18 protein-coding genes and 2 tRNA genes are annotated in these 21,965 nt (G+C 71.8%); 11 read left to right on the forward strand and 9 right to left on the reverse strand.

Annotated elements, in window-relative coordinates; translation table 11 throughout:
* Nucleotides 1-162 precede the first annotated feature (162 nt).
* From ACFFHU_RS02830 to rpmH, 8 genes are all read right to left on the reverse strand, one after another.
* Complete coding sequence (locus tag ACFFHU_RS02830; protein WP_377335328.1) at nucleotides 163-1,161, reverse strand: ParB/RepB/Spo0J family partition protein; 999 nt, start codon at nucleotides 1,159-1,161, stop codon at nucleotides 163-165.
* Nucleotides 1,162-1,190: 29 nt separating this feature from the next.
* Nucleotides 1,191-2,516 (reverse strand): ParA family protein, encoded by a 1,326-nt coding sequence (locus ACFFHU_RS02835; RefSeq protein WP_446686783.1) that lies wholly within the window; start codon nucleotides 2,514-2,516, stop codon nucleotides 1,191-1,193.
* 408 nt (nucleotides 2,517-2,924) lie between these two features.
* A complete protein-coding gene (rsmG, locus tag ACFFHU_RS02840) occupies nucleotides 2,925-3,581 on the reverse strand; it encodes a 16S rRNA (guanine(527)-N(7))-methyltransferase RsmG (RefSeq protein WP_377336034.1) in 657 nt (218 codons plus the stop codon).
* Between the two features lie 110 nt (nucleotides 3,582-3,691).
* Complete coding sequence (locus ACFFHU_RS02845; protein WP_377335330.1) at nucleotides 3,692-4,312, reverse strand: Jag family protein; 621 nt, start codon at nucleotides 4,310-4,312, stop codon at nucleotides 3,692-3,694.
* Between the two features lie 214 nt (nucleotides 4,313-4,526).
* The gene (yidC, locus tag ACFFHU_RS02850) at nucleotides 4,527-5,603 is read right to left on the reverse strand and encodes a membrane protein insertase YidC (RefSeq protein ID WP_377335332.1); all 1,077 of its coding nucleotides are present in this window, start codon (nucleotides 5,601-5,603) and stop codon (nucleotides 4,527-4,529) included.
* A 3-nt stretch (nucleotides 5,604-5,606) separates the two neighbouring features.
* A complete protein-coding gene (gene yidD / locus ACFFHU_RS02855; protein ID WP_377335334.1) occupies nucleotides 5,607-5,894 on the reverse strand; it encodes a membrane protein insertion efficiency factor YidD in 288 nt (95 codons plus the stop codon).
* Entirely contained in the window at nucleotides 5,891-6,316 is a 426-nt protein-coding gene (rnpA, locus tag ACFFHU_RS02860) for a ribonuclease P protein component (protein ID WP_377335336.1), read from the reverse strand. Before rnpA ends, yidD begins: the two co-directional genes overlap by 4 nt.
* A 38-nt stretch (nucleotides 6,317-6,354) precedes the next feature.
* Nucleotides 6,355-6,492, reverse strand: a complete 138-nt coding sequence (rpmH, locus tag ACFFHU_RS02865; RefSeq protein WP_377335338.1) for a 50S ribosomal protein L34 — start codon at nucleotides 6,490-6,492, stop codon at nucleotides 6,355-6,357.
* 593 nt (nucleotides 6,493-7,085) lie between these two features.
* Here rpmH and dnaA point away from each other — a divergent pair.
* From dnaA to ACFFHU_RS02890, 5 genes are all read left to right on the forward strand, one after another.
* Entirely contained in the window at nucleotides 7,086-8,942 is a 1,857-nt protein-coding gene (gene dnaA, locus ACFFHU_RS02870) for a chromosomal replication initiator protein DnaA (protein ID WP_377335340.1), read from the forward strand.
* Between the two features lie 1,789 nt (nucleotides 8,943-10,731).
* Complete coding sequence (dnaN, locus tag ACFFHU_RS02875; protein WP_377335342.1) at nucleotides 10,732-11,865, forward strand: DNA polymerase III subunit beta; 1,134 nt, start codon at nucleotides 10,732-10,734, stop codon at nucleotides 11,863-11,865.
* On the forward strand, nucleotides 11,807-12,778 hold the full coding sequence (gene gnd, locus ACFFHU_RS02880; RefSeq protein WP_377335344.1) for a phosphogluconate dehydrogenase (NAD(+)-dependent, decarboxylating): 972 nt from the start codon (nucleotides 11,807-11,809) through the stop codon (nucleotides 12,776-12,778). Before dnaN ends, gnd begins: the two co-directional genes overlap by 59 nt.
* Before the next feature lie 31 nt (nucleotides 12,779-12,809).
* Nucleotides 12,810-13,937 carry a DNA replication/repair protein RecF gene (gene recF, locus ACFFHU_RS02885; RefSeq protein WP_377335346.1) on the forward strand — a complete coding sequence of 376 codons (1,128 nt, stop codon included), beginning with the start codon at nucleotides 12,810-12,812 and terminating at the stop codon, nucleotides 13,935-13,937.
* 109 nt (nucleotides 13,938-14,046) lie between these two features.
* Nucleotides 14,047-14,640 carry a DciA family protein gene (locus ACFFHU_RS02890; RefSeq protein ID WP_377335348.1) on the forward strand — a complete coding sequence of 198 codons (594 nt, stop codon included), beginning with the start codon at nucleotides 14,047-14,049 and terminating at the stop codon, nucleotides 14,638-14,640.
* A gap of 17 nt (nucleotides 14,641-14,657) precedes the next feature.
* Here ACFFHU_RS02890 and ACFFHU_RS02895 read toward each other — a convergent pair whose 3' ends face one another.
* Complete coding sequence (locus ACFFHU_RS02895; RefSeq protein WP_377335350.1) at nucleotides 14,658-15,212, reverse strand: hypothetical protein; 555 nt, start codon at nucleotides 15,210-15,212, stop codon at nucleotides 14,658-14,660.
* Nucleotides 15,213-15,727: 515 nt separating this feature from the next.
* On the opposite strand from ACFFHU_RS02895, the gene gyrB reads away from it, so the two are divergent.
* From gyrB to ACFFHU_RS02925, 6 genes are all read left to right on the forward strand, one after another.
* Complete coding sequence (gyrB, locus tag ACFFHU_RS02900; RefSeq protein WP_377335352.1) at nucleotides 15,728-17,671, forward strand: DNA topoisomerase (ATP-hydrolyzing) subunit B; 1,944 nt, start codon at nucleotides 15,728-15,730, stop codon at nucleotides 17,669-17,671.
* 126 nt (nucleotides 17,672-17,797) lie between these two features.
* Nucleotides 17,798-20,308, forward strand: coding sequence for a DNA gyrase subunit A (gene gyrA, locus ACFFHU_RS02905; protein WP_377335354.1), 2,511 nt, complete (start codon nucleotides 17,798-17,800; stop codon nucleotides 20,306-20,308).
* A gap of 3 nt (nucleotides 20,309-20,311) precedes the next feature.
* The gene (locus ACFFHU_RS02910; RefSeq protein ID WP_377335356.1) at nucleotides 20,312-21,427 is read left to right on the forward strand and encodes a DUF3566 domain-containing protein; all 1,116 of its coding nucleotides are present in this window, start codon (nucleotides 20,312-20,314) and stop codon (nucleotides 21,425-21,427) included.
* A 158-nt stretch (nucleotides 21,428-21,585) separates the two neighbouring features.
* Nucleotides 21,586-21,659: transfer RNA gene (locus ACFFHU_RS02915), tRNA-Ile, on the forward strand.
* 49 nt (nucleotides 21,660-21,708) lie between these two features.
* Entirely contained in the window at nucleotides 21,709-21,834 is a 126-nt protein-coding gene (locus tag ACFFHU_RS02920; protein WP_377335358.1) for a DLW-39 family protein, read from the forward strand.
* Nucleotides 21,835-21,874: 40 nt separating this feature from the next.
* Nucleotides 21,875-21,947 (forward strand) — tRNA-Ala (locus ACFFHU_RS02925).
* Nucleotides 21,948-21,965: the final 18 nt, after the last annotated feature.

Here is a 21,965-nt window from a genome sequence, read left to right on the forward strand (position 1 = left end):
GTGGCGGCGGGTGCACGCCTGTGGATAACTCTGCGTCCGGCGACGGATCTTGGCCCACGATCGGGGTCGCGGCGCCTGGCGTGCCGGCCGGCACGCAGACGACGCGGCCGCCGTTTCACGTGAAACGGCGGCCGCGGGAGGAAGAGACTTGTGGTCCGAGGATCACTCCTCGGAAGGCTTTTCCAGGTTGATGATGCCCACGATCCGCTCCAGGTCGTCCACCGTGGCGAACTCGATCGTGATCTTGCCCTTGGACCGGCCGATGTCGACCTTCACCCGGGTGTCGAAGCGGTCCGACAGCCGGTCGGCGAGCTCGGTCAGCCCGGGAGCGTGCGGCTTGGCCCGCCGCTTGGCCGGACCGGGCTTCGCGGCCGCGTCCTCGGCCGCCGCCATCGACACCAGCTCCTCGGTGGCCCGTACCGACAGGCCTTCGGCCACGATGCGGTGTGCCAGCGCATCCTGCGCCTCGCCGTTCTCCAGACTCAGCAGCGCCCGGGCGTGCCCGGCGGACAGCACCCCGGCCGCCACCCGGCGCTGCACCTGCGGCGGCAGGTTGAGCAACCGGAGGGTGTTCGAGATCTGCGGCCGGCTCCGGCCGATCCGGCGCGCCAGCTCCTCGTGGGTGGCGCCGAACTCCTCAAGCAGTTGCTGGTAGGCCGCGGCCTCCTCCAGCGGGTTGAGGTTGGCGCGGTGGATGTTCTCCAGCAGCGCGTCCCGGAGCATGGCGTCGTCGCGGGTGTCCCGGACGATGGCCGGGATCGTCTCACGACCGACGGACTGGGCGGCCCGCCACCGGCGCTCGCCCATCACCAGCTCGTACTTGTCGTCCGCCAGCTGGCGGACGACGATCGGCTGCAGGAAGCCCACCTGCTCGATCGAGGTCTTCAGCTCGGCGAGCGCCTCCTCGTCGAAGACCTGCCGTGGCTGCTTGGGGTTCGGCACGATCGCGCCGACCGGCACCTCGGCGAAGCGGGCGCCCGGCACCGGGGCGAGGTCCTCGGCACCGGCATCGACCGAGCCGGCGAACGGGGCCGGTGGCGACGCCTGCGGCGGCCCCTCCTCGGTGGGTGCGGCGGGGGCGCCGACTCCCGGCTGCGGCGGCGTGGTCGGGATCAGCGCGCCCAGGCCGCGTCCCAGCCCACCCCGCGGACGGTTCTTCATACCCCTGCCTTCCACTGGTCTGCTCCGGCTCAGGCGTTCCGGCCGACGGTGGCCCGGACTCCCCGCTCCGCAATCTCCTGGGCCGCCTCGAAGTAGCTCGTGGCGCCCCGCGATCCGGGATCGTAGGTCATCACGGACTGGCCGTAGCTCGGAGCCTCGGAGACGCGCACGTTCCGCGGGATGACGGACCGCAGGACCTTGTCCCCGAAGTGATTCCGGACGTCCTGCTCCACCGCGTCGGCCAGCCGGGTGCGCCGGTCGTACATCGTGAGCAGGATCGTCGAGACGTCCAGCGTCGGGTTGAGGTGCTGGCGCACCAGGTTGATGTTGTTGATCAGCTGGTTGAGCCCCTCCAGGGCGTAGTACTCGCACTGGATCGGGATGAGCACCTCGCGGGCCGCCACGAGCGCGTTCACCGTCAACAGGCCCAACGACGGCGGGCAGTCGATGAACACGTAGTCGAACGGCTCGGGGTGCGCGGCGATCGCGCGGGCCAGCCGCGACTCCCGAGCCACCACGGAGACCAGCTCGATCTCGGCGCCGGCCAGGTCGATCGTGGCCGGTACGCACCAGAGGTTCGGGATCCCCTCCACCGGCTGGGCGACGTCGACGATCGGGGTGCTGTCGATGAGGCAGTCGTACACGTCGGGGATGCCGGTGTGGTGCGGCACGTTCAACCCGGTCGAGGCGTTGCCCTGCGGGTCGAGGTCGATCACCAGCACCCGGTTGCCGTGCAGGGCCAGGGCCACGGCCAGGTTGACGGTCGTGGTGGTCTTGCCGACCCCGCCCTTCTGGTTGGCAACGCACATGATCCGGGGCTCGTCGGGGCGCGGCATGGTCACCTCGCCGCTCGGGTTGAGGATCTGCACGGCGCGCAATGCCTCCATAGCCAGGGGTGGGTCGTCATCGTGCGGGGGTGGTGCCTCCGGTGAAACGTACGCGGTCGGCGGCTCGGCCGGGGGCACCCCGACGCCCGCGTCGCGCGTGTCCGGGCCCACACCGGCGTAGCCGTCCGGTTGTGGCTGTTCCGGGACGCCGGGACGGTGGGTGGTCGGCACGGCCGGGGTGGGCGGTTCCGCGGCGGGCCGCACGGCCCGTCCGGGCCGCGCGATGCTGCCGGTCGCCTCCGGGTCCGCGTCGGGACCGGCCGGCTGCGACCCGTGGTCCGGCCAACCCTGCCCCGGTACGGCCGCCCGGCCGGTGCCGAGCCGCGGATCGGCACCGGCCCGGTACGTCGACCGCGCGCGATCACCGGCGGACCACCCGTCGAAGTCGGTTTCACGTGAAACGGCGCCGTCCCCGGCACCGCCCGGGTAGCCGCCGTTCGACTCGTCGTACGTACCGTTGTCCTGCACCGTGTCATCCCTGCCAGCCGCTGTGGATGGGGTCGGCGCCGCAGCGCCCCACCTCGGCGTACGGGCGGAGCGTGTGGCCCGGCGCGGAGCGGCCGGCGATCCGACGCCGCGGCCCGCCGCCGGTCCACTCTATCGACGCGCGGCCAGCCTACGGCCGACGGGCGGCGGAGGCCACGGCTGGCCGGTGTGGCCGTCGTGTCCGGTCGGCCGATCATCGCGGCGCGGACGGGAGCGGGACGCGGCCATCTCCATACCTCCCAGTCACGTCAGTGACCGAAAGGTATCGAGGCGGCTCTCCGTCCTCCCCACCGTGGCGACACGCCCTGGCGATTACCCGAGATCACGGCCGAAGCGGCCGGCATTGCGCGACCCGCTTGCGACGGGGCATCGGCGCCCGGGCCAGATGGCTCACCGGCGACGGGCCTTCTTCCCGCCGCCGCGGGCCGCACGCCGGGCCGGCAGGACGCGTTCGCGAATTATCTCCACGACCGTGGCGGGCGGGTCGATCACGCCGGCGCCGCACCGGTGCAGGCGCGGCGCTCCGCCCCCGAGGCGGTCCACCGCCGCGCGATGCGCGGCCACCTCCTCGGCGGCCGAGGCTCCCTTGAGGGCCAGCAGGCGACCGCCCGGGGCCAACAGCGGCAGGCACCAACCGGCCAACCGGTCCAGCGGGGCGACCGCGCGGGCGGTCACCACGTCGGCGGGCCGGGCCGCGCCGGCGGCGTACTCCTCGGCCCTCGCCCGGACCACCTCGACCGAATCGGCGAGGTCCAGTGCCACGACGGCTTCGGACAGGAACGAGGTACGCCGGGCCAGCGGCTCCACCAGCACCACCCGTAGGTCGGGGCGGGCGATCGCGAGCACCAGCCCGGGCAGGCCGGCGCCGGAACCGACGTCCACGACCAGCTGGTCGGCCGGGATCAGATCCGCCACGGCGGCGCAGTTGAGCAGGTGCCGGTCCCAGATCCGGGGCGCCTCCCGCGGCCCGATCAGTCCGCGCAGCACGCCGTCGGTGGCGAGCAGTTCGGCGTACGCCCCGGCCACCGGCAGGCGGTCCCCGAACAGCGCGCCGGCCGCGGCCGCGACCTCGGCGGGCGGGAGGAACGGCCCGACAGCGGCCGGCCCGGGTGGAGATCCACCCGGGCCGGCCGGCGTTGCTGGCGATTCGGTCACGATCAGTCGGCCGGACGCACGACGATCCGCCGGCTCGGCTCGACGCCCTCCGACTCGCTCTCCACCCCGTCCATGGCGTTGACCACGTCGTGCACGCACTTGCGCTCGAACGCGCTCATGGCGTCCAGCCGGACCGGCTCGCCGTACTCACGAACCTTCTCCACCGCGTTCTTGGCCACGGCGGTCAACTCCTTGCGCCGGGTGGCCCGGTAGCCGCCCACGTCCAGCAGGAGCCGGCTCGGCGCGCCGGTCTGCCGGAAGACGGCCAGCCGGGCCAGCTCCTGGAGCGCCTCAAGGGTGGCGCCGCGCTGACCCACCAGGGCGTTCAGCCGGCCACCGACCACCTCGACCATGGGCCGGCCGTTGGAGACCAGCTCATCGATGTCGCCGTCGTAGTCGAGGATGTCCAGCAGGCCCTCCACGTAGTCGGCCGCGATCTCGCTCTGCCGGAACAGCTCCCCGTCGCCGGAGCCGGACGCCGGTGCGGCTGCCTCCGCGCCGTCCTCGATCTCGCCGTCTTCCTCGTCGACGCCGTCCTCGTCGTCGACCTCGCCGACGGTGGCCACCGGCTCGGTCTCCTCGCTCAGCGGCTGCTCGGCGTGCGGCGTGCTCGTCTCGGTCACCGTGTCATCTCCGTATTCGATCGGGACCGTACGGTCCTCGCGGTTCCCCGGGGCCCGGCGGGGGTCCGCCGTGCGCCCCGGCACGTCCTAGCGGGCATCCTCACCCGTCGCGCCGACCTCGGGGGGCCGATTCGGAATCCGGCGCCGGCCTGACGGCCGCGGCACGGACCCGCGGATGGCGTCACCGCGCCGCTGGGGCGGTGACGCCATCGCGTCATCGGCGCTTGGCCGGCCGGTTCTTCTTCGGGTTGACCGGCTTGGCGCCCGGCTTGGGGGCGACCGCCCGGCTCTGCGCGGCCGGCTCGGCCACCGGCTCGGCGCCGTTGGCCTTGCCCCGCCCGAACAGGCCGGCGGCCTTCGCGGGCTGCGCCTTGGCCGGCTCCGCCGTGGCCGCCTGCGCCTTGGCCGCGGCCGCGCGCGCCGGCTTGACCGGGCCGCGGCCGGTCGGCGTGGCGGGCGTCTTGGCCGGGGCGGCCTTCGCGGTGGCCTTGGCGATGGTGGGCGGCGGCGGGAACTTGCGCAGCACCCACTGCTGCTGGGCCAGCGTGAACAGGTTGTTGGTCACCCAGTAGATGATCACGCCGATGGGGAAGATCGAGCCGGACACCAGCAGGGAGACCGGGATGCCGTACAGCATCAACCGCTGGACCATCTTCTGCTGTGGGTCCTCGGCCCAGCCGGTCTTGAGGATCATCTGACGGCTGGTGAGGTACGTCGTGGCGATCATGATCGCCACGAGGATGCCGGCCACGATCTTCACGGTGGTGGTGCTCGCGCCCAGGTTGGCCAGCTCGGTGGCGGTCGACCCGAAGCGGCCGGAGATCGGCGCGTTGAACAGCTTGGCGTTGGCGGCGTTGTCGAACTGCCCGACCGTCCAGCCGTACAGGTCCTTGTACGGGTTGGTCGGGTGCAGCCGCTTGAGGGTGTGGAACAGGCCGAGGAAGACCGGGATCTGCAGGAACATCGGAAGGCAACCCATCAGCGGGTTGGCCTTCTCCTTCCGGTACAGCTCCATCATTTCCTTCTGGAGCGTCTCCCGGTCACCCTTGTGCTTCTCCTGCAGCTCCTTGACCTTGGGCTGCAGCGCCTGCATGGCCCGCTGGGACTTGATCTGCTTGACGAAGATCGGGAACAGGATGACCCGGACGGTCACCACCAGGAAGATGATCGAGAGGATCCAGGCCCAGTTGGTGCCGATGACCTGGCCGGCGGACACCCCGATGGCATCCCACAGCGAGTGCCAGCGCAGCAGGATCCATGAGATCGCCCAGTAGATCCAGTCGAGACTCAATTCTCAGGCTCCAGTCACGTCGACACGGCGACGGCCGCCCGGCTCCGGCACCGGGTCGTAGCCGCCGGGGTGGAAGGGGTGGCACCGCAACAGCCGCCGGACCGCGAGGCCGGTCCCCCGAAGGGCACCGTGCCGCGTCACCGCCTCGAGGGCGTACGCGCTGCACGACGGGTAGAACCGGCAGCGAGCCGGCAGTGCCGGGCTTATCCAACGACGGTACGCGACGATTGCCAGCGTCAGCACTCGGGCACCCGCCGTAGGGGTGTTCCCGGTCTCCGTGACGCCGGTCACCGGGACCGCCGAGCCGGCCGGCGGGGCGCCCGGGCCGCGGCGAGCGCGGCGTCGAGATCGGCGGCCAGCCGGTGGTACGGCGCCTCGGCGGCCGCCGGCAGGGCCCGGACGACCAGGGTGGCTCCGGCGGGTACGCCGGAAATCCGGTCCCGGACCAGGTGCCGCAGCCGCCGCCGCACGGTGTTCCGGCGTACGGCGTTGCCGATCGCCTTGGACACGACAAAGCCGGCCCGGGGCGGCGCGGAGATCAGCTCCGCGCCGCCGGCCGGTGCCGGCTCTGGCTGTGGCTGTGGCTGTCCGTCGACCGCCGTAATGGGCGAATGGAGATGGACCACCAGGGATCCGCGCCCGGCCCGTCGGCCGTTCCGGATCGCCGCGGCGAAGTCGGTGCTGCGCCGCAGTCGGTGTGCGGCGGACAGCACGACTGCCTCGTCCCTGCGGTTGGACCGCCCGATCGGCCTCAGGCCGACAGGCGAACCCGACCCTTGGACCGCCGGCTGGCCATGATGGCGCGGCCGGCCCGGGTGCGCATGCGCAGCCGGAAGCCGTGGGTCTTCGCGCGCCGGCGGTTGTTCGGCTGGTAGGTGCGCTTGCTCACGTCAGGCTCTCCGTCTTCGTACGCCCCGGTCTTGCCACCCGGGGTCGTGTGGTGGTCTGGCGTCGACCGCCACACGGGCGGCCACGGATTGGGTGCTGTCGGGCGACGCGCAGGGCGGCGCGACAGCAAGCATTCACTACCCTAGCAGAGGGCAAAAGGACAGCCGCTCTACCCTACGCACCCCCCCACCGAGCGTCAACGGGCCCATACTCCGGGCTCGGGGCCGCTCACCGGCACAGGTTGCCGGCCGGTGACGGTTGAAGGGTTGTGGACAACGCTGTTAGCGTGCCCGTTTGCCGGTCTGCGTCCGGGGCCAGCGGAACTACCGCGCAAAACCGGTCAAGCTCCTAAATCGTTCGCACGATGAGTCCGCGCCAAGGGGTCCACCCGTCCGGGTGGGGTTGGACGAACGTGCGATGGGGGGATCCACCGACGGTCGGTACACAGGCTGTGGATAACTTGTGGACAACGGCCGGTGTACCGGCCCGGGGTTAGCGACATCCTGCCTGTCCGACGCGGCAGCAGGCCGAACGGCCAGGTCGGTGCGCCGGCCCGACCGTCAGCACGGTTGAGGCGAGGGGGGTGGCGCGACGGTGGCCGACACGATCGACCTTGCCGCGGTATGGCTGGCGACGACCGATGAACTGGCCGACGAGATCGGGTCGGCGCAGCAGCGGGCGTACCTCCGCCTGACCCGGCTCCGCGCGATCGTCGAGGACACCGCGCTGCTTGCCGTGCCGGACGCCTTCACCCGGGACGTGATCGAGTCCCGGCTGCGGCCCTCGATCACCGAGGTGCTCTCCCGCCGGCTCGGCCGGCCGATCCAGGTGGCCGTCACGGTCCGGGTGCCCGACGACGGCCAGAGCCGGCCGGGCACCGTCTACGGGACGGCCGTGGTGGTCGACCAGTCCACGTTCCCGGCCCAAACCCCGTACCTCATGGGAGGCGGCGCCGACCTCGACGACGCCGCCGGCGCCGGCACGGCCCTGGCTGGGCGCCCCGACGACCGGGAGCCGGCCGGCTATCCCGGCCACCGGGAGCCGGCCGGCTATCCCGAGCAGCGGGACCGCGCCGGCCACCCGGCCGACGGGCCCCACCCCGACCACCGGGGGCCGACCGGCGACGACACCGACCCGGCGGGCTCGCCCGGCGACGGCCGGAGCACCGGCTTCCCCGAGCCGCCCACCGGCTCCGCCCAGGCCGTGCCGCTGGACGGCGTGGGGGCGCCGGCCGGTCGGGGTGGCCAGGAGGCCCTCTTCGCGGCGCCCTACCCCGAGCCGCGCCGGGCGGCACCGGCCCGGCCGGTGGCACCCGAGCGGCGACCGGACGTCCGGCCCATGGACCGTCCGGACCACCGGTACGGCGACAGCCTCGCCCCGCGCGAGGACCGCCGGGCGGCCGCCGTCCCCGACGGCGGCGCCGGCAACCGGTTGAACCCGAAGTACATGTTCGAGACGTTCGTCATCGGATCCTCGAACCGCTTCGCCCACGCCGCCTCGGTGGCGGTGGCCGAGTCGCCGGCGAAGGCGTACAACCCGCTGTTCATCTACGGCAGCTCCGGGCTGGGCAAGACGCACCTGCTGCACGCCATCGGGCACTACGCCACCACCCTCGGGAACGCGCGGTCGGTGCGGTACGTCTCCACCGAGGAGTTCACCAACGACTTCATCAACTCGCTGCGGGACGACAAGACCAGCGCGTTCCAGCGCCGCTACCGGGACGTCGACATCCTCCTGATCGACGACATCCAGTTCCTGGAGAACCGGGAGCGGACCCAGGAGGAGTTCTTCCACACCTTCAATACGCTGCACAACGCCAACAAGCAGATCGTGATCACCTCCGACCGGTCGCCGAAGCAGCTGGCCACCCTGGAGGACCGGCTGCGCACCCGGTTCGAGTGGGGCCTGCTGGCCGACATCCAGCCGCCCGACCTGGAGACCCGGATCGCGATCCTGCAGAAGAAGGCCGCCCAGGAGCGCCTGTTCGCCCCGCCCGACGTGCTGGAGTTCATCGCGTCCCGGGTGTCGAACTCGATCCGCGAACTCGAGGGCGCGCTGATCCGGGTCACCGCCTTCGCCAGCCTCACCCGGTCCAGCGTCGAACTGTCGCTGGCCGAGGAGGTCCTGCGGGACTTCATCCCGGACGGCGCCGGGCCGGAGATCACCGCCGACCAGATCATGGCCTCGACGGCCGACTACTTCGGCGTGAGCCTCGAGGACCTGCGCGGCAACTCCCGCTCCCGGGTCCTGGTCAACGCCCGCCAGGTAGCCATGTATCTGTGCCGCGAGCTGACCGACCTGTCCCTGCCGCGCATCGGCCAGGCGTTCGGGGGCCGCGATCACACGACCGTCATGCACGCCGACCGGAAGATCCGGCAGCAGATGGCGGAGCGGCGGTCGCTCTACAACCAGATCGCCGAGCTGACCAACCGGATCAAGCAGACCTCCTGACCGTCCCTTCTCCGCCCTTCTCCGCCCTTCTCCGCCCTTCTCCGCCCCGCCCCTGCCCCGCCCCAGCCCTGCCCCTGCCCCTGCCACTGCCACCGCCACTGCCACTGCCACTGCCACTGTCACTGCCAGCGCCAGCGCCAGCGCCAGCGCCAGCGCGGCCAACTGGCCCGGGCGCCCCGACCCCGACCCCGACCCCGGACGCCCCGGGCCGCCCCGACCGCCGATCCCGGCTGACCAGGCGGCCCCGACTGACCAGGCCACGGCGGCCCCGACTGCCCGGGCCACGGTTGGCCCCGACTGCCCGGGCCAGGGTGGCCGCCCGGCGCGCCACCGCCAGCCTCGCCGCCCGGCGGCCCGGCGGCCCGGCGGCCGCTCAGCTCACTCACGTATACGTCAGCCCCCTTAACCGGGCGAGTTGAGGGGGCTGACGTATACGTGAGTCGACCGCGCCTCAGCCACAGCCGCTGCCCGCGCCGCCCGGCCTCGCCGAGCCGGGTTCGAACGGCGATCATTCCCCTCGCCCCGATGCCCCGGCGGCCGGCGGCCCGGTGGCAGCGCCCCGGCGGCTTGGCGGTACCGGTGGGCAGCGACCCGGCCGTCCCGATGTCCCGGCGGCTTGGCGGTACCGGCGGGCAGCGACCCGGCCGTCCCGATGCCCCGGCGGCCCGATGCCCCGGCGGCCGGCGGCCCCATGCCCCGGCGGCCGGCGGGCCCGATGCCCCGGCGGCCGGCGGCCGGGCGGGCAGCGCCCCGGCCGTCCCGATGCCCCGATGCCCCGGCGGTACCGGTGGGCAGCGCCCCGGCGCCCAGGCGGTCCCGATGCGCCCGGTCCGATGCGCCCGGTCCGATGCGCCCGGTCCTCGTCGCCGCCCGGCCCCGGGCACCGGTGCCCCGGCCACCGGTGCCCCGGCCACCGGTGCCCGGACGCATCGCCCGGTCGCCGCCACCGTCCCGCCGCACGGCCACCTGGTGGCCCCGCCGCACCGCACCGACGTTTCCCGTACGGCCAGGTGGCTGTCGCGGTGAGCCTCGCGCCCGCGACCGTCGAGGCTTCCCCACGTTTCCGGATCCTCGCGGACGGCAAATTAGGCGCACACGATCGTCCCCCGCTGTGCACAACTTCGGTTCGCGGCCCTCGCGTTATCCACAGTCGTCCACAGGCATCCACAGGTGGTTGTCCACCACTGTGGATAACTCACCGTGATCAACTGACTGCGGTCCACAGGTTGTGGATAAACCCTGGGGACGACGCTGTGGACAAAGCAATCGCCATCCACAGCCGTCCACAGATTTCCCCGCCCCTGTGGACGGCCTGTTGAAGGTTCTGTGGATGGATGGGGGGCACGACGGCATCTGTTGTCCACAGGTCTGGGGAGAAAACCCGTGGATAACCGGTGGATAACCGGTGGACAAGGGTGGATAACTCGAGCGGCCGGAGCGGCTGTGGACAACAAGAGGGGTTTTTCCCCCGGTCATCCACAGACAATCCACCGGCCCGCACGGCGCTGACCTGGGGTAACGAGGGTTCTCCACAGTTTGCACAGCACCGATGAAGACGACTAGTTATCTCTCTAAGAGAACAAAAATCAATCATCGGCGTTGGGCATTGGTGTGGATTGGCCAGCCGCAGCCGGCATGGGTCACAATCTGGCGGGCGGAAAGCCGGGGCGGGGCACCCGGTTGAGGCCCGCGGGGCCTAAGGTGCGAGGCGGACCCGCACGGTTGGCCGGGCCGACGCGCCGCGTCGGCATGAGACAGTGGTCGCTGACGTCGAGGCGGAGGCAGGGGCATGAAGTTCCGAGTGGAGCGCGACGCGCTCGCCGATGCGGTGGCATGGACGGCGAAGAGCCTGCCCAGCCGCCCGTCCGTACCGGTGCTCGCCGGAGTGATGCTCCGGGTGGCGGACGGCACCCTGCAGGTGTCCGGCTTCGACTACGAGGTCTCCAGCCAGGTGACGGTGGACGTGCACGGTGACGCCGACGGCGCTGCCCTGGTCTCCGGCCGGCTGCTCGCCGAGATCACCAAGGCGCTGCCGGCCAAGCCCGTCGACATCGCCGCGGTCGGCGCCCACCTGGAACTGGTCTGCGGCAGCGCCCGTTTCACCCTGCCCACCATGCCGGTGGAGGACTACCCGACCCTGCCGGAGATGCCGGAGAGCGCCGGCACCATCGACGCGGCCGCCTTCGCCGCGGCGGTGGCCCAGGTGGCGGTTGCCGCGGGCCGGGACGAGACGCTCCCGATGATGACCGGCGTACGGCTCGAGATGAACGGCGGCAACCTGGTCATGCTGGCCACCGACCGTTACCGGTTGGCCATGCGCGAGCTGCCGTGGCAGCCGGACGACGCCGAGATCAGCATGAACGCGCTGGTACCGGCGCGCACCCTGAACGACACGGCCAAGACGCTGGGCCCGCTCGGCGGTGAGGTGACCCTCGCCCTGGCGCACGGCGGCGCCGGCGAGGGGATGATCGGCTTCGCCGGCGGCACCCGCCGGACCACCAGCCGGCTGCTCGACGGGGCCAACTACCCGCCGGTGCGCTCGCTGTTCCCGGCCAACTCGAACGCCGAGGCGCGGGTTCCGGTGGCGGCCCTCATCGAGGTCGTCAAGCGGGTGGCCCTGGTGGCCGAGCGCACCACGCCGGTCCTGCTGAGCTTCAGCTCCGACGGGCTCGTGGTGGAGGCCGGCGGGACCGAGGAGGCCCGGGCCAGCGAGGCCATGGACGCCACCTTCACCGGCGAGGCCATGACGATCGGCTTCAATCCGCAGTACCTGATCGACGGCCTGCAGAACCTGGGCTCCGCCACGGCGCTGCTGTCTTTCGTGGACGCGTTCAAGCCGGCGGTGATTTCCCCCGCGACCGAGGATGGTGAGGTGGTGCCGGGGTACCGGTACCTCATCATGCCGATCCGGGTCACCCGCTGAACGCGGACCCGCCAGTTTCTGGGAGGAACAGGACATGCAGCTCGGCCTCATCGGTCTCGGCCGAATGGGTGGGAACATGCGGGAGCGGCTGCGCGCCGCCGGGCATGAGGTGGTCGGCTACGACCGCGACCCGAAGGTGAGCGACGTGGCCAACCTGGCCGAGCTCGCCGAGAAGCTCACCGCGCCGCGCGCCGTCTGGGTGATGGTCCCGGCCGCGGTCACCGACGCCACGATCGACGAGCTGGCCGGGGTGCTCGGCGAGGGCGACATCATCATCGACGGCGGGAACTCCAAGTTCAGCGACGACGGTCCGCGCGGCGAACGGCTCGCCGAGCGCGGCATCGGGTACGTCGACGCCGGCGTCTCCGGCGGCGTCTGGGGCCGGCAGAACGGGTACGCCCTCATGGTGGGCGGCAGCGAGGAGCACGTCGGCCGGCTGATGCCGATCTTCGAGGCGCTCAAGCCGGAGGGCGAGTTCGGCTTCGTGCACGCCGGTCCGGTCGGGGCGGGCCACTACGCCAAGATGGTGCACAACGGCATCGAGTACGGCCTCATGCAGGCCTACGCCGAGGGCTTCGAGCTGCTCAGCAAGTCTGAGCTGGTCACCAACGTCCCGGCCACCATCAAGTCCTGGCGGGAGGGCAGCGTGGTCAAGTCCTGGCTGCTGGACCTGCTGGACCGGGCGCTGGACCAGGACCCGGGGCTGACCGCGCTGCGCGCGTACGCCGAGGACACCGGCGAGGGCCGGTGGACCGTGGACGAGGCCATCCGGCTCGCCGTACCGATGAACGTCATCGCGGGGGCGCTGTTCGCCCGCTTCGCGTCCCGGGAGGTCGACTCCCCGGCGCTGAAGGCGGTGGCCGCGCTCCGGCAGCAGTTCGGCGGTCACGCCGTCACCCCCGCCGACGGCTGAGTCGCCGGCGGCGCAACCAGAGAGGTCCGCTGTGCACGTCCGACGGCTGGAACTAATCGACTTCCGGTCGTACGAGCGGGTGGGCATCGACCTCGAACCGGGCGGCAACGTCTTCGTCGGTCCGAACGGGATGGGCAAGACCAACCTCATCGAGGCGCTCGGCTACGTGGCCACCCTGTCCAGTCACCGGGTGGCCACCGACGCCCCGCTGGTCCGGGCCGGCGCCACCGCCGCGGTGGTCCGGTGCGCCATTGAGCATGAAGGCCGGGAGCTGCTGGTCGAGCTGGAGATCGTGCCCGGCAAGGCCAACCGGGCCCGCCTCGGCCGTTCGCCGGCGCGGCGGGCCCGGGACGTGCTCGGCGCGCTGCGGCTGGTGCTGTTCGCCCCGGAGGACCTGGAGCTGGTCCGCGGCGACCCGGCCGAGCGCCGGCGGTACCTCGACGAGCTGCTGGTCACCCGGATCCCCCGGTTCGCCGGCGTGCGCGCCGACTACGACCGGGTGGTCAAGCAACGCAACGCGCTGCTCCGCACGGCGTACCTGGCCCGCAAGACCGGCGGCGGCCGGGGCGACCTGAGCACGCTGGACGTCTGGGACGTCCACCTGGCCCGCTACGGCGCCGAGCTGCTCACCGGGCGGCTGGAACTCGTGGCGGCGCTCGCGCCGCACCTGGCCAAGTCGTACGACGCGGTGGCCGCCGGCCGACACGCGGCCACGATCGCCTACCGGCCGTCGGTCGAGCTTCCCGAGGCGCCCGACCGGGCCGCGGTCGAGCAGACCCTGGCCGCCGCGCTGACCGAGGCCCGACCCGCCGAGGTGGAGCGGGGGGTCACGCTGGTGGGCCCGCACCGGGACGACCTGCACCTCGCGCTGGGGCCGCTGCCGGCCCGGGGGTACGCCAGCCACGGCGAGTCCTGGTCGTACGCGCTCGCGCTGCGGCTCGCGGCGTACGAGCTGCTGCGGGCCGACGGCATCGAGCCGGTGCTGGCGCTCGACGACGTGTTCGCGGAGCTGGACAGCGGCCGCCGGGAACGGCTGGCCGGCCTGGTCGGCGGCGCGGCTCAGCTGCTGGTCACCTGCGCGGTGGCCGACGACGTGCCGGCGGCGCTGCGCGGCACCCGCTTCGAGGTCGCCGAGGGGGCGGTAGTCCGTGTCGAATGACCCCGAGCCCCCCCGCCCACCCCGCGCCCGCCCCCGACCGAGCGACCCCGCCTCCGACCCGGCACGCGCCGATCATGTTGATCATGAAGTTGACGGGTCCTCGGCCGGCGTGCCGCCCCGCCAACCTCATCATCGACAGGCGGCGGCGGCCGACGTGCCGGAGCCGGGTGGCGGGCCGGAGCTGGCGCGGGCCGTGCTGGAGGCCGCGCTCGCCCGGCGGCAGGCGGGCCGACCCCGGCGCCGGACCGGCCAGCCGGGCGACCAGACCGAGGCCTCGGGGACCCTGGGTGGGGGCGCCACCGGCCGGCGCGGCCGGCCGCGCGGATACTCCGGACCCGGACCCGACCCGCGCGACCCGCAGCTGCTGGGCGCCGTGCTGGCCCGGATGGTCAAGGCCCGCGGCTGGCAGCGGCCGACCGCCGAGGCCACCGTCTTCGGCTCCTGGGCCAAGGTGGTGGGCGCGGACGTGGCCGAGCACAGCCGACCGGTGAAGCTGGTGGACGGCGAGCTGACCGTGGAGGCGGAGTCCACCGCCTGGGCCACCCAGCTGCGGTTGCTGAGCGGCTCCCTGCTGCGCCAGATCGCCTCGGTGGTCGGGCACGACGTCGTACGCCGGTTGAACATCCACGGCCCGGCGGCGCCGTCCTGGTCGCGCGGACCGCGCCGGGTCCGCGGCCGCGGACCCCGGGACACGTACGGCTGAGCGGACGGGCTGCCGGCTCAGGAGTCCGCGTAGACCGCGAAGCCGCGGTCGGCGCACCGGCGGTAGAAGCCCGCCAGCACGGCCAGCTCGGAGCGCGGGAAGTTCCACTGCGGCGCCGCGCCGGACTCGTCCCGCAGCGCGTCCAGCCGCTGACCCAGCCAGCGCAGCTGCTGGTCGGCCAGGCGACCGCCGGCCAGCGTGGCGCGGAGGATCTCGGCCACCGTGTCGAAGGTCACCACCTCGCCGAGCTCGCGGTGACCGTCGACGAACCGCTCCAGCCCGCCGGCGATCCACGCGCAGCCGTCCGGGTCGATCACCGGATCCTCGTCCTCCGCGGCGGCCTCGGTGGCGTACAGCACACCGTCCAGGCCGAGCAGCAGGTCCACCAGCTCGGTGTACGCGGTGGCGCGCACCGAACCGGTCTTGGCGATGTACTCCGCCAGCGCGGCGGTGGGCGCGGCCACCTCGGCGGCGTCGGCCAGCTCACCGAAGTCGACGAACTCGGCCGGCGCCACCGGGTCGTAGAACCGGCCGGTGCGCGGCCACTGCACCGCGACGTTGTCCAGCCCCATTGGGCGTCACCTTCTCCAACGCGTACGGATCGGTCGTGCCCGACCGCCAAGTCCACGGGTGGCGACGCAAAGTTACGGCACGTCCGGAGCGAACGCGACCCCCGACGGCCGCGTCGTCCGGTTCCCGCCCGTTGCCGGCCCCTCGCCCGGCCGGACGAGCGGCCTTGATCGGCGCGGGTGCGTGTGGGGGGAGTAGCGGATGGGACGGTTCGGCCGGCTACGGCGATCTGAGGTGCCTCTCCAGGGGTGCCGAGTGGGCATTCTGTCGTGCTGGCGCAGTAAGATTGAGCCCGAGACGAAGTGTCGGCGCGAACGGCGGCCCGGACCCCGGTCCGCACCGCCCAGCCGGGCCGGCACGGATCCGATCGCGATCCGCGGGTGACCGCCGGCGATCGGCGCAATGCGGATCGTACCCGGACAATCCACCGGGGGGATCCCCTGCGCCGGGAGCGTGGCCGCCCGCCGAACCCGCGTACGGCGTCCGTCCGGACGCACGGCGCGAGAAAGTGGCCAGGGTGGCAGCGCAGAAGAAGCAGGAGTACGGCGCCGAGTCGATCACCGTGCTGGAGGGCCTCGAGGCCGTCCGGAAGCGACCGGGCATGTACATCGGGTCGACCGGTGAGCGGGGTCTGCACCACCTTGTCCAGGAGGTCGTGGACAACGCGGTCGACGAGGCCATGGCCGGCTATTGCGACACCATCGAGGTGGTCCTGCTCGCCGACGGCGGCGTCCGGGTCACCGACAACGGCCGGGGCTTCCCGGTCGACCTGCACCCCAAGCTCAAGAAGCCGGGCGTCGAGGTGGCGCTCACCGTGCTGCACGCCGGCGGCAAGTTCGACTCGAAGTCGTACGCGGTCTCCGGCGGCCTGCACGGCGTCGGCGTCTCGGTCGTCAACGCGCTCAGCACCCGGATGGCCGTCGAGATCCAGAAGAACGGCTTCTTCTGGCGCCAGCAGTACGCCAACTCCAAGCCCGGCCCGCTGGAGAAGGGCGAGCCGACCAACCGCTCCGGCTCGGCCGTGTCGTTCTGGCCCGACCCGACGATCTTCGAGACGGTCGACTTCGACTTCCAGACCATCTACCGGCGGCTGCAGGAGATGGCCTTCCTCAACCGAGGCCTCACCATCTCGCTGCGCGACGAGCGCAGCGAGGACGAGGACGGCAAGCCGCGCGAGGTCACCTTCTGCTACAAGGGCGGCATCGCCGACTTCGTCCGGCACCTCAACGCCTCCAAGAACCCCATCCACAAGACCGTGGTCGAGTTCGGCGCCGAGGAGGACGGCATGGCGGTCGAGATCGCCATGCAGTGGAACGAGTCGTACGGCGAGTCGGTCTACACGTTCGCCAACACGATCAACACGCACGAGGGCGGCACCCACGAGGAGGGCTTCCGGTCCGCGCTCACCAGCGTGGTCAACCGGTACGGCACCGACCGCAAGCTGCTCAAGAGCGACGAGAAGCTCTCCGGTGAGGACATCCGGGAGGGGCTGGCCGCCATCATCTCGGTCAAGCTGTCCGAGCCGCAGTTCGAGGGCCAGACCAAGACCAAGCTGGGCAACACGCCGGTCAAGAGCTTCGTGCAGCGGGTCTGCAACGAGTGGCTGGTCGACTGGTTCGACCGCAACCCGAGCGAGGCCAAGACGATCATCCAGAAGGCGTCGCAGGCGGCCCGGGCCCGGATCGCCGCGCAGCAGGCCCGCAAGCTGGCCCGGCGCAAGTCGCTGCTGGAGTCCGGCTCGATGCCCGGCAAGCTGGCCGACTGCCAGTCCACCGACCCGCGCGAGTCCGAGGTGTTCATCGTCGAGGGCGACTCGGCCGGTGGCTCGGCGAAGCAGGGCCGCGACCCGCGCACTCAGGCGATCCTGCCGATCCGCGGCAAGATCCTCAACGTGGAGAAGGCCCGGATCGACCGGGTCCTCAAGAACAACGAGGTCCAGGCGCTGATCACCGCGCTCGGCACCGGCATCCACGACGACTTCGACATCGAGAAGCTGCGCTACCACAAGATCGTGCTGATGGCCGACGCGGACGTCGACGGCCAGCACATCCAGACGCTGCTGCTCACCCTGCTGTTCCGGTTCATGCGCCCGCTGGTCGAGCTGGGCCACGTCTACCTGGCGGCCCCGCCGCTCTACAAGATCAAGTGGAACCGCAAGGGCGACGACGCCCAGTACGCCTACTCCGACCGAGAGCGGGACGGGCTGATCGCGCTGCGCCAGCAGAAGAAGCCGAACGCCAGGCCCGACGACATCCAGCGGTTCAAGGGCCTCGGCGAGATGAACTACCCGGAGCTGTGGGAGACCACCATGAACCCGGCCACCCGTACGCTCCGGCAGGTCACCCTCGACGACGCCGCGGTGGCCGACGAGCTGTTCAGCGTGCTGATGGGTGAGGACGTCGAGGCGCGCCGGTCGTTCATCCAGCGCAACGCCAAGGACGTCCGCTTCCTGGACATCTGACGGTTGGACCGCCGACCCCGAACGGTAACCCGGGGTTGGCGGTCCACACGGTTATCCACAGCTTTTCCGGTTTCCACAGCCGTTATCCACAGGTGAATGCGGCTTAGCTACTGATAAGGGTTGACTGTGACGGATACTTCCGATTCGCCCGGCGGCACCCCCGAGGAAGTCGCCGCCGTCGTCTCGCACGACCGCATCGAACCGGTCGGCCTCGAGGTCGAGATGCAGCGGTCCTACCTCGACTACGCGATGAGCGTGATCGTGGGCCGGGCGCTGCCGGACGTCCGGGACGGGCTCAAGCCGGTGCACCGCAAGATCCTGTACGCCATGTTCGACTCCGGCTACCGGCCGGACCGCGGCTACGTGAAGTGCTCCCGGGTCGTCGGCGACGTGATGGGCCAGTTCCACCCGCACGGCGACTCGGCCATCTACGACGCGCTGGTCCGGATGGCCCAGCCCTGGTCGCTGCGCTATCCGCTGGTCGACGGCAACGGCAACTTCGGCTCGCCGGGCAATGATCCGGCTGCCGCCATGAGATACACCGAGTGCAAGCTCGACCCGCTGGCCATGGAGATGCTGCGGGACATCGACGAGGACACCGTCGACCTGCAGGACAACTACGACGGCCGGGCCAAGGAGCCGACGATCCTGCCGTCGCGGATCCCTAACCTGCTGGTCAACGGGTCCGAGGGCATCGCGGTCGGCATGGCCACCAAGATCCCGCCGCACAACCTGCGGGAGATCGCCGCGGCGGTGCAGTGGTGCCTGGACAATTCCGAGGCGGACGAGGCGTCGACGCTGGACGCGCTGATCGGGATCGTGAAGGGGCCGGACTTCCCGACCCACGGTCTGATCGTGGGCCACGGACCGATCCAGGACGCGTACCGGACCGGGCGCGGGTCGATCCGGATGCGCGCGGTGGTGGAGGTCGAGGAGGACCGCCGGGGGCGGGCCAGCCTCGTGGTGACCGAGCTGCCCTACCAGGTGAACCCGGACAACCTGGCCGAGCGGATCGCGGAGCTGATCAAGGAGGGCAAGCTCACCGGGATCGCCGACATCAAGGACGAGTCGTCGGGGCGTACCGGTCTGCGGATCGTGCTGGTGCTCAAGCGCGACGCCGTGGCGAAGGTGGTGCTGAACAACCTCTACAAGCACACCCAGCTGCAGGAGACGTTCGGCGCCAACATGCTGGCGCTGGTCGACGGCGTGCCGCGGACGCTGAACCTGGCGCAGTTCATCCGCTACTACGTCGAGCACCAGATCGACGTGATCCGCCGGCGTACGGCGTACCGGTTGCGCAAGGCCGAGGAGCGGGCGCACATCCTGCGCGGTCTGGTGAAGGCGCTGGACGCGCTGGACGAGGTGATCGCGCTGATCCGCCGGTCGCCGACGGTGGAGGAGGCCCGGCAGGGTCTGATCGAGCTGCTCACGATCGACGAGGTGCAGGCCACCGCGATCCTGGACATGCAGCTGCGCCGGCTGGCCGCCCTGGAACGCCAGAAGATCATCGACGAGCTGGCGAAGATCGAGCTGGAGATCGCCGACTACCAGGACATCCTGGCCAAGCCGGAGCGGCAGCGGAAGATCATCTCGGACGAGCTCGGCGAGATCGTGGCGAAGTGGGGCGACGAGCGGCGCACCAAGATCGTGCCGTTCGACGGCGAGGTCTCGATGGAGGACCTGATCGCCCGCGAGGACGTTGTGGTGACAATCACACGTACTGGTTACGCCAAGCGGACCAAGGTCGACCTTTACCGCTCGCAGCGGCGCGGCGGCAAGGGCGTGAGCGGGGCCAGCCTGCGGCAGGACGACATCGTCAGCCACTTCTTCGTCTCCTCGACGCACGACTGGATGCTGTTCTTCACCAACAAGGGCCGGGTCTACCGAGCCAAGGCGTACGAGCTGCCCGAGGCCAACCGAGTGGCCCGGGGCCAGCACGTGGCGAACCTGCTGGCGTTCCAGCCGGAGGAGCACATCGCCCAGGTCATCCGGATCCCGGACTACCAGGTGGCGCCGTACCTCGTGCTGGCCACCCGGCAGGGCCTGGTCAAGAAGACGCGGCTGGAGGAGTTCGACTCCAACCGGTCGGGTGGCATCATCGCCATCAACCTGCGCGACGGAGACGAGTTGGTGGGCGCGGCGCTCGCCGGCCCGGAGGAGGACCTCCTGTTGGTGTCCAAGAACGCGCAGGCGATACGGTTCAATGCCACGGACGAGGCGTTGCGTCCGATGGGCCGGGCGACCTCCGGCGTCATCGGGATGCGCTTCACGGACGAAGATGTCCTGCTGGCCATGGAGGTGGTCAAGGAGGGCCTGGACGTCCTGGTGGCGACCAACGGAGGCTACGCAAAACGTACGCCGATCGAGGAATACCCAGTCCAGGGTCGGGGAGGTAAGGGCGTGCTGACCGCGAAGATCACCGAGCGTCGCGGCGCGCTGGTCGGCGCGGTGGTGATCAGCCCGGACGACGAGCTGTTCGCGATCACCAGCAACGGCGGCGTCATCCGGACTCCCGTGAAGCCTGTACGCCGTACTCGCGATCGGAACACAATGGGGGTCAAGTTGATGGACCTTCCAGACGGCGTAACAATCGTGGCCATTGCTCGCAATGCCGACGAGCCTGACGAACAGGACTAGTTGATGACGGAGACACAGGCGACGTCGGGGGCTGCGGGGGCCTCGACCACCCCGGTCGACGAGGAGGCCGCCGGGCCCGGCGGCGCTCCCGCGGCGGCGACCGGCCGCGCGGCGGTCGGTCGGGCCACGGTCCCCGCCGATTCGCCGTCCCCGAAGTTCACCCGGGCGCCGGGCATGGCCCCGCCGCCGGGCGCGCCCGAGAAGCCTGCCCCCGGTGACGAAGCCCCGACCGAGGCGGACGCGGATGTCGATGCGAGCGCGAGTACGGACGAGAAGACGTCGGCCGATGGGCGCGCGGTGACCGGGGTCGCCGCGCCGGTGACGGTGGGCGCGCCCGCGGTCGACAGCGAGGCCACCAGCGACGACCGCCGGCCCGGCCGCGAGGCCATCAGCGACGACCGCCGGTCCGGCCGTGAGGCCACCAGGGACGACCGCCGGCCCGGCCGCGAGGAGCGCACGGCCGTCCGGTCGGCGGGGTCGGACGGCGCTCGGCTCGGCGGCCTCGGCAACCGCCCGGTGAACGCGGCGGGCGCCGCCAAGGGCACCACGAAGGCGGGTCGACCGGGCGTCGGCGGCCCGGGACGTCCCGGCGCGGCCACCGGTAGCGCCCGCGCCGGCCAGACCAGCGCCGGCCAGACCGGCACCGGCTTCCGGCCGGCCACGGCCGGCGGTGCGGCCGCCGTCGGCGCGGCCAGGGTGACCGAGGCCGTACGCGCGGCCCGGAACACCGTCAACTCGGCAGCGTCCCGTGGTCCCCGCCGGGCGCGGCTGAATCTCAAGCGGATCGACCCCTGGTCGGTGATGAAGTTCTCCGCGGCCGTCTCGGTGGTGCTGTTCATCGTCGTGATCGTCGCGACGTCGGTGCTCTACCTGGCGCTGGACGCGATGGGCGTGTTCGACGCCGTCAACAGCAGCCTGACCGACCTGGTCAGCGCGGGCGGTGGCGGCGGCGCCGGCGGATTCCGGATCACCGCGAAGGGCGTCATCGGCGCCTCGGCGCTGCTCGGCCTGGTAAACGTGGTGCTGTTCACCGCCCTGGCCACGCTGAGCGCGTTCATCTACAACGTCTGCGCCGACCTGGTCGGCGGCATCGAGGTCACGCTCGCCGAGCGGGACTGACCGCACGTACCCGTGCGCCCGCCGGGTGCCAGCGGAATCCGCTGGCCCCGGGCGGGCGTACCCGGATATCGTCGCTGGCGGGCGGCGAAGGCCGCGCCGGCGCCACCCCCGATTTGGGCGCGGATCCGGCGGTACGGTAACCTTGCTCGTCGCCACGCGGGGCTATAGCTCAGTCGGTTAGAGCGCAGAGCTGATAACTCTGAGGTCGCTGGTTCGATTCCAGCTAGCCCCACACCTCCAGCAATTTGCAGGTCAGCAGTCAAGCGTGAGGGGACCGCCCCATGAAGAAGCTCTTGGTCGTCGTCAGCCTCGTCGGCGTGGCTGCCATGGTCTTCCGCAAGGTGAAGGCGTCGAACGACGAGCGGGCCCTGTGGCACGAGGCCACCACCGCGCCCGACCTGCGCTGATCTTTTCCGCGGACTGCCCCGCCCGGGCGGCACCGCCCGCGGGGCCGTAGCTCAACTGGCAGAGCACTGCCTTTGCAAGGCAGGGGTTAGGGGTTCGAGTCCCCTCGGCTCCACGCAACTTTCTGACCTGC

The sequence above is a fragment of the Plantactinospora siamensis genome, from assembly GCF_042434095.1.
Taxonomy (GTDB): Bacteria; Actinomycetota; Actinomycetes; order Mycobacteriales; family Micromonosporaceae; genus KBS50.

Coding starts and splice junctions, on each gene's coding strand:
- ACFFHU_RS02895 (WP_377335350.1), bottom strand. CDS start 15,212: ATGGGGCTGGACAACGTCGCGGTGCAGTGGCCGCGCACCGGCCGGTTC.
- gnd (WP_377335344.1), top strand. CDS start 11,807: ATGGTGAGGTGGTGCCGGGGTACCGGTACCTCATCATGCCGATCCGGG.
- ACFFHU_RS02920 (WP_377335358.1), top strand. CDS start 21,709: ATGAAGAAGCTCTTGGTCGTCGTCAGCCTCGTCGGCGTGGCTGCCATG.
- dnaN (WP_377335342.1), top strand. CDS start 10,732: ATGAAGTTCCGAGTGGAGCGCGACGCGCTCGCCGATGCGGTGGCATGG.
- ACFFHU_RS02830 (WP_377335328.1), bottom strand. CDS start 1,161: ATGAAGAACCGTCCGCGGGGTGGGCTGGGACGCGGCCTGGGCGCGCTG.
- ACFFHU_RS02910 (WP_377335356.1), top strand. CDS start 20,312: ATGACGGAGACACAGGCGACGTCGGGGGCTGCGGGGGCCTCGACCACC.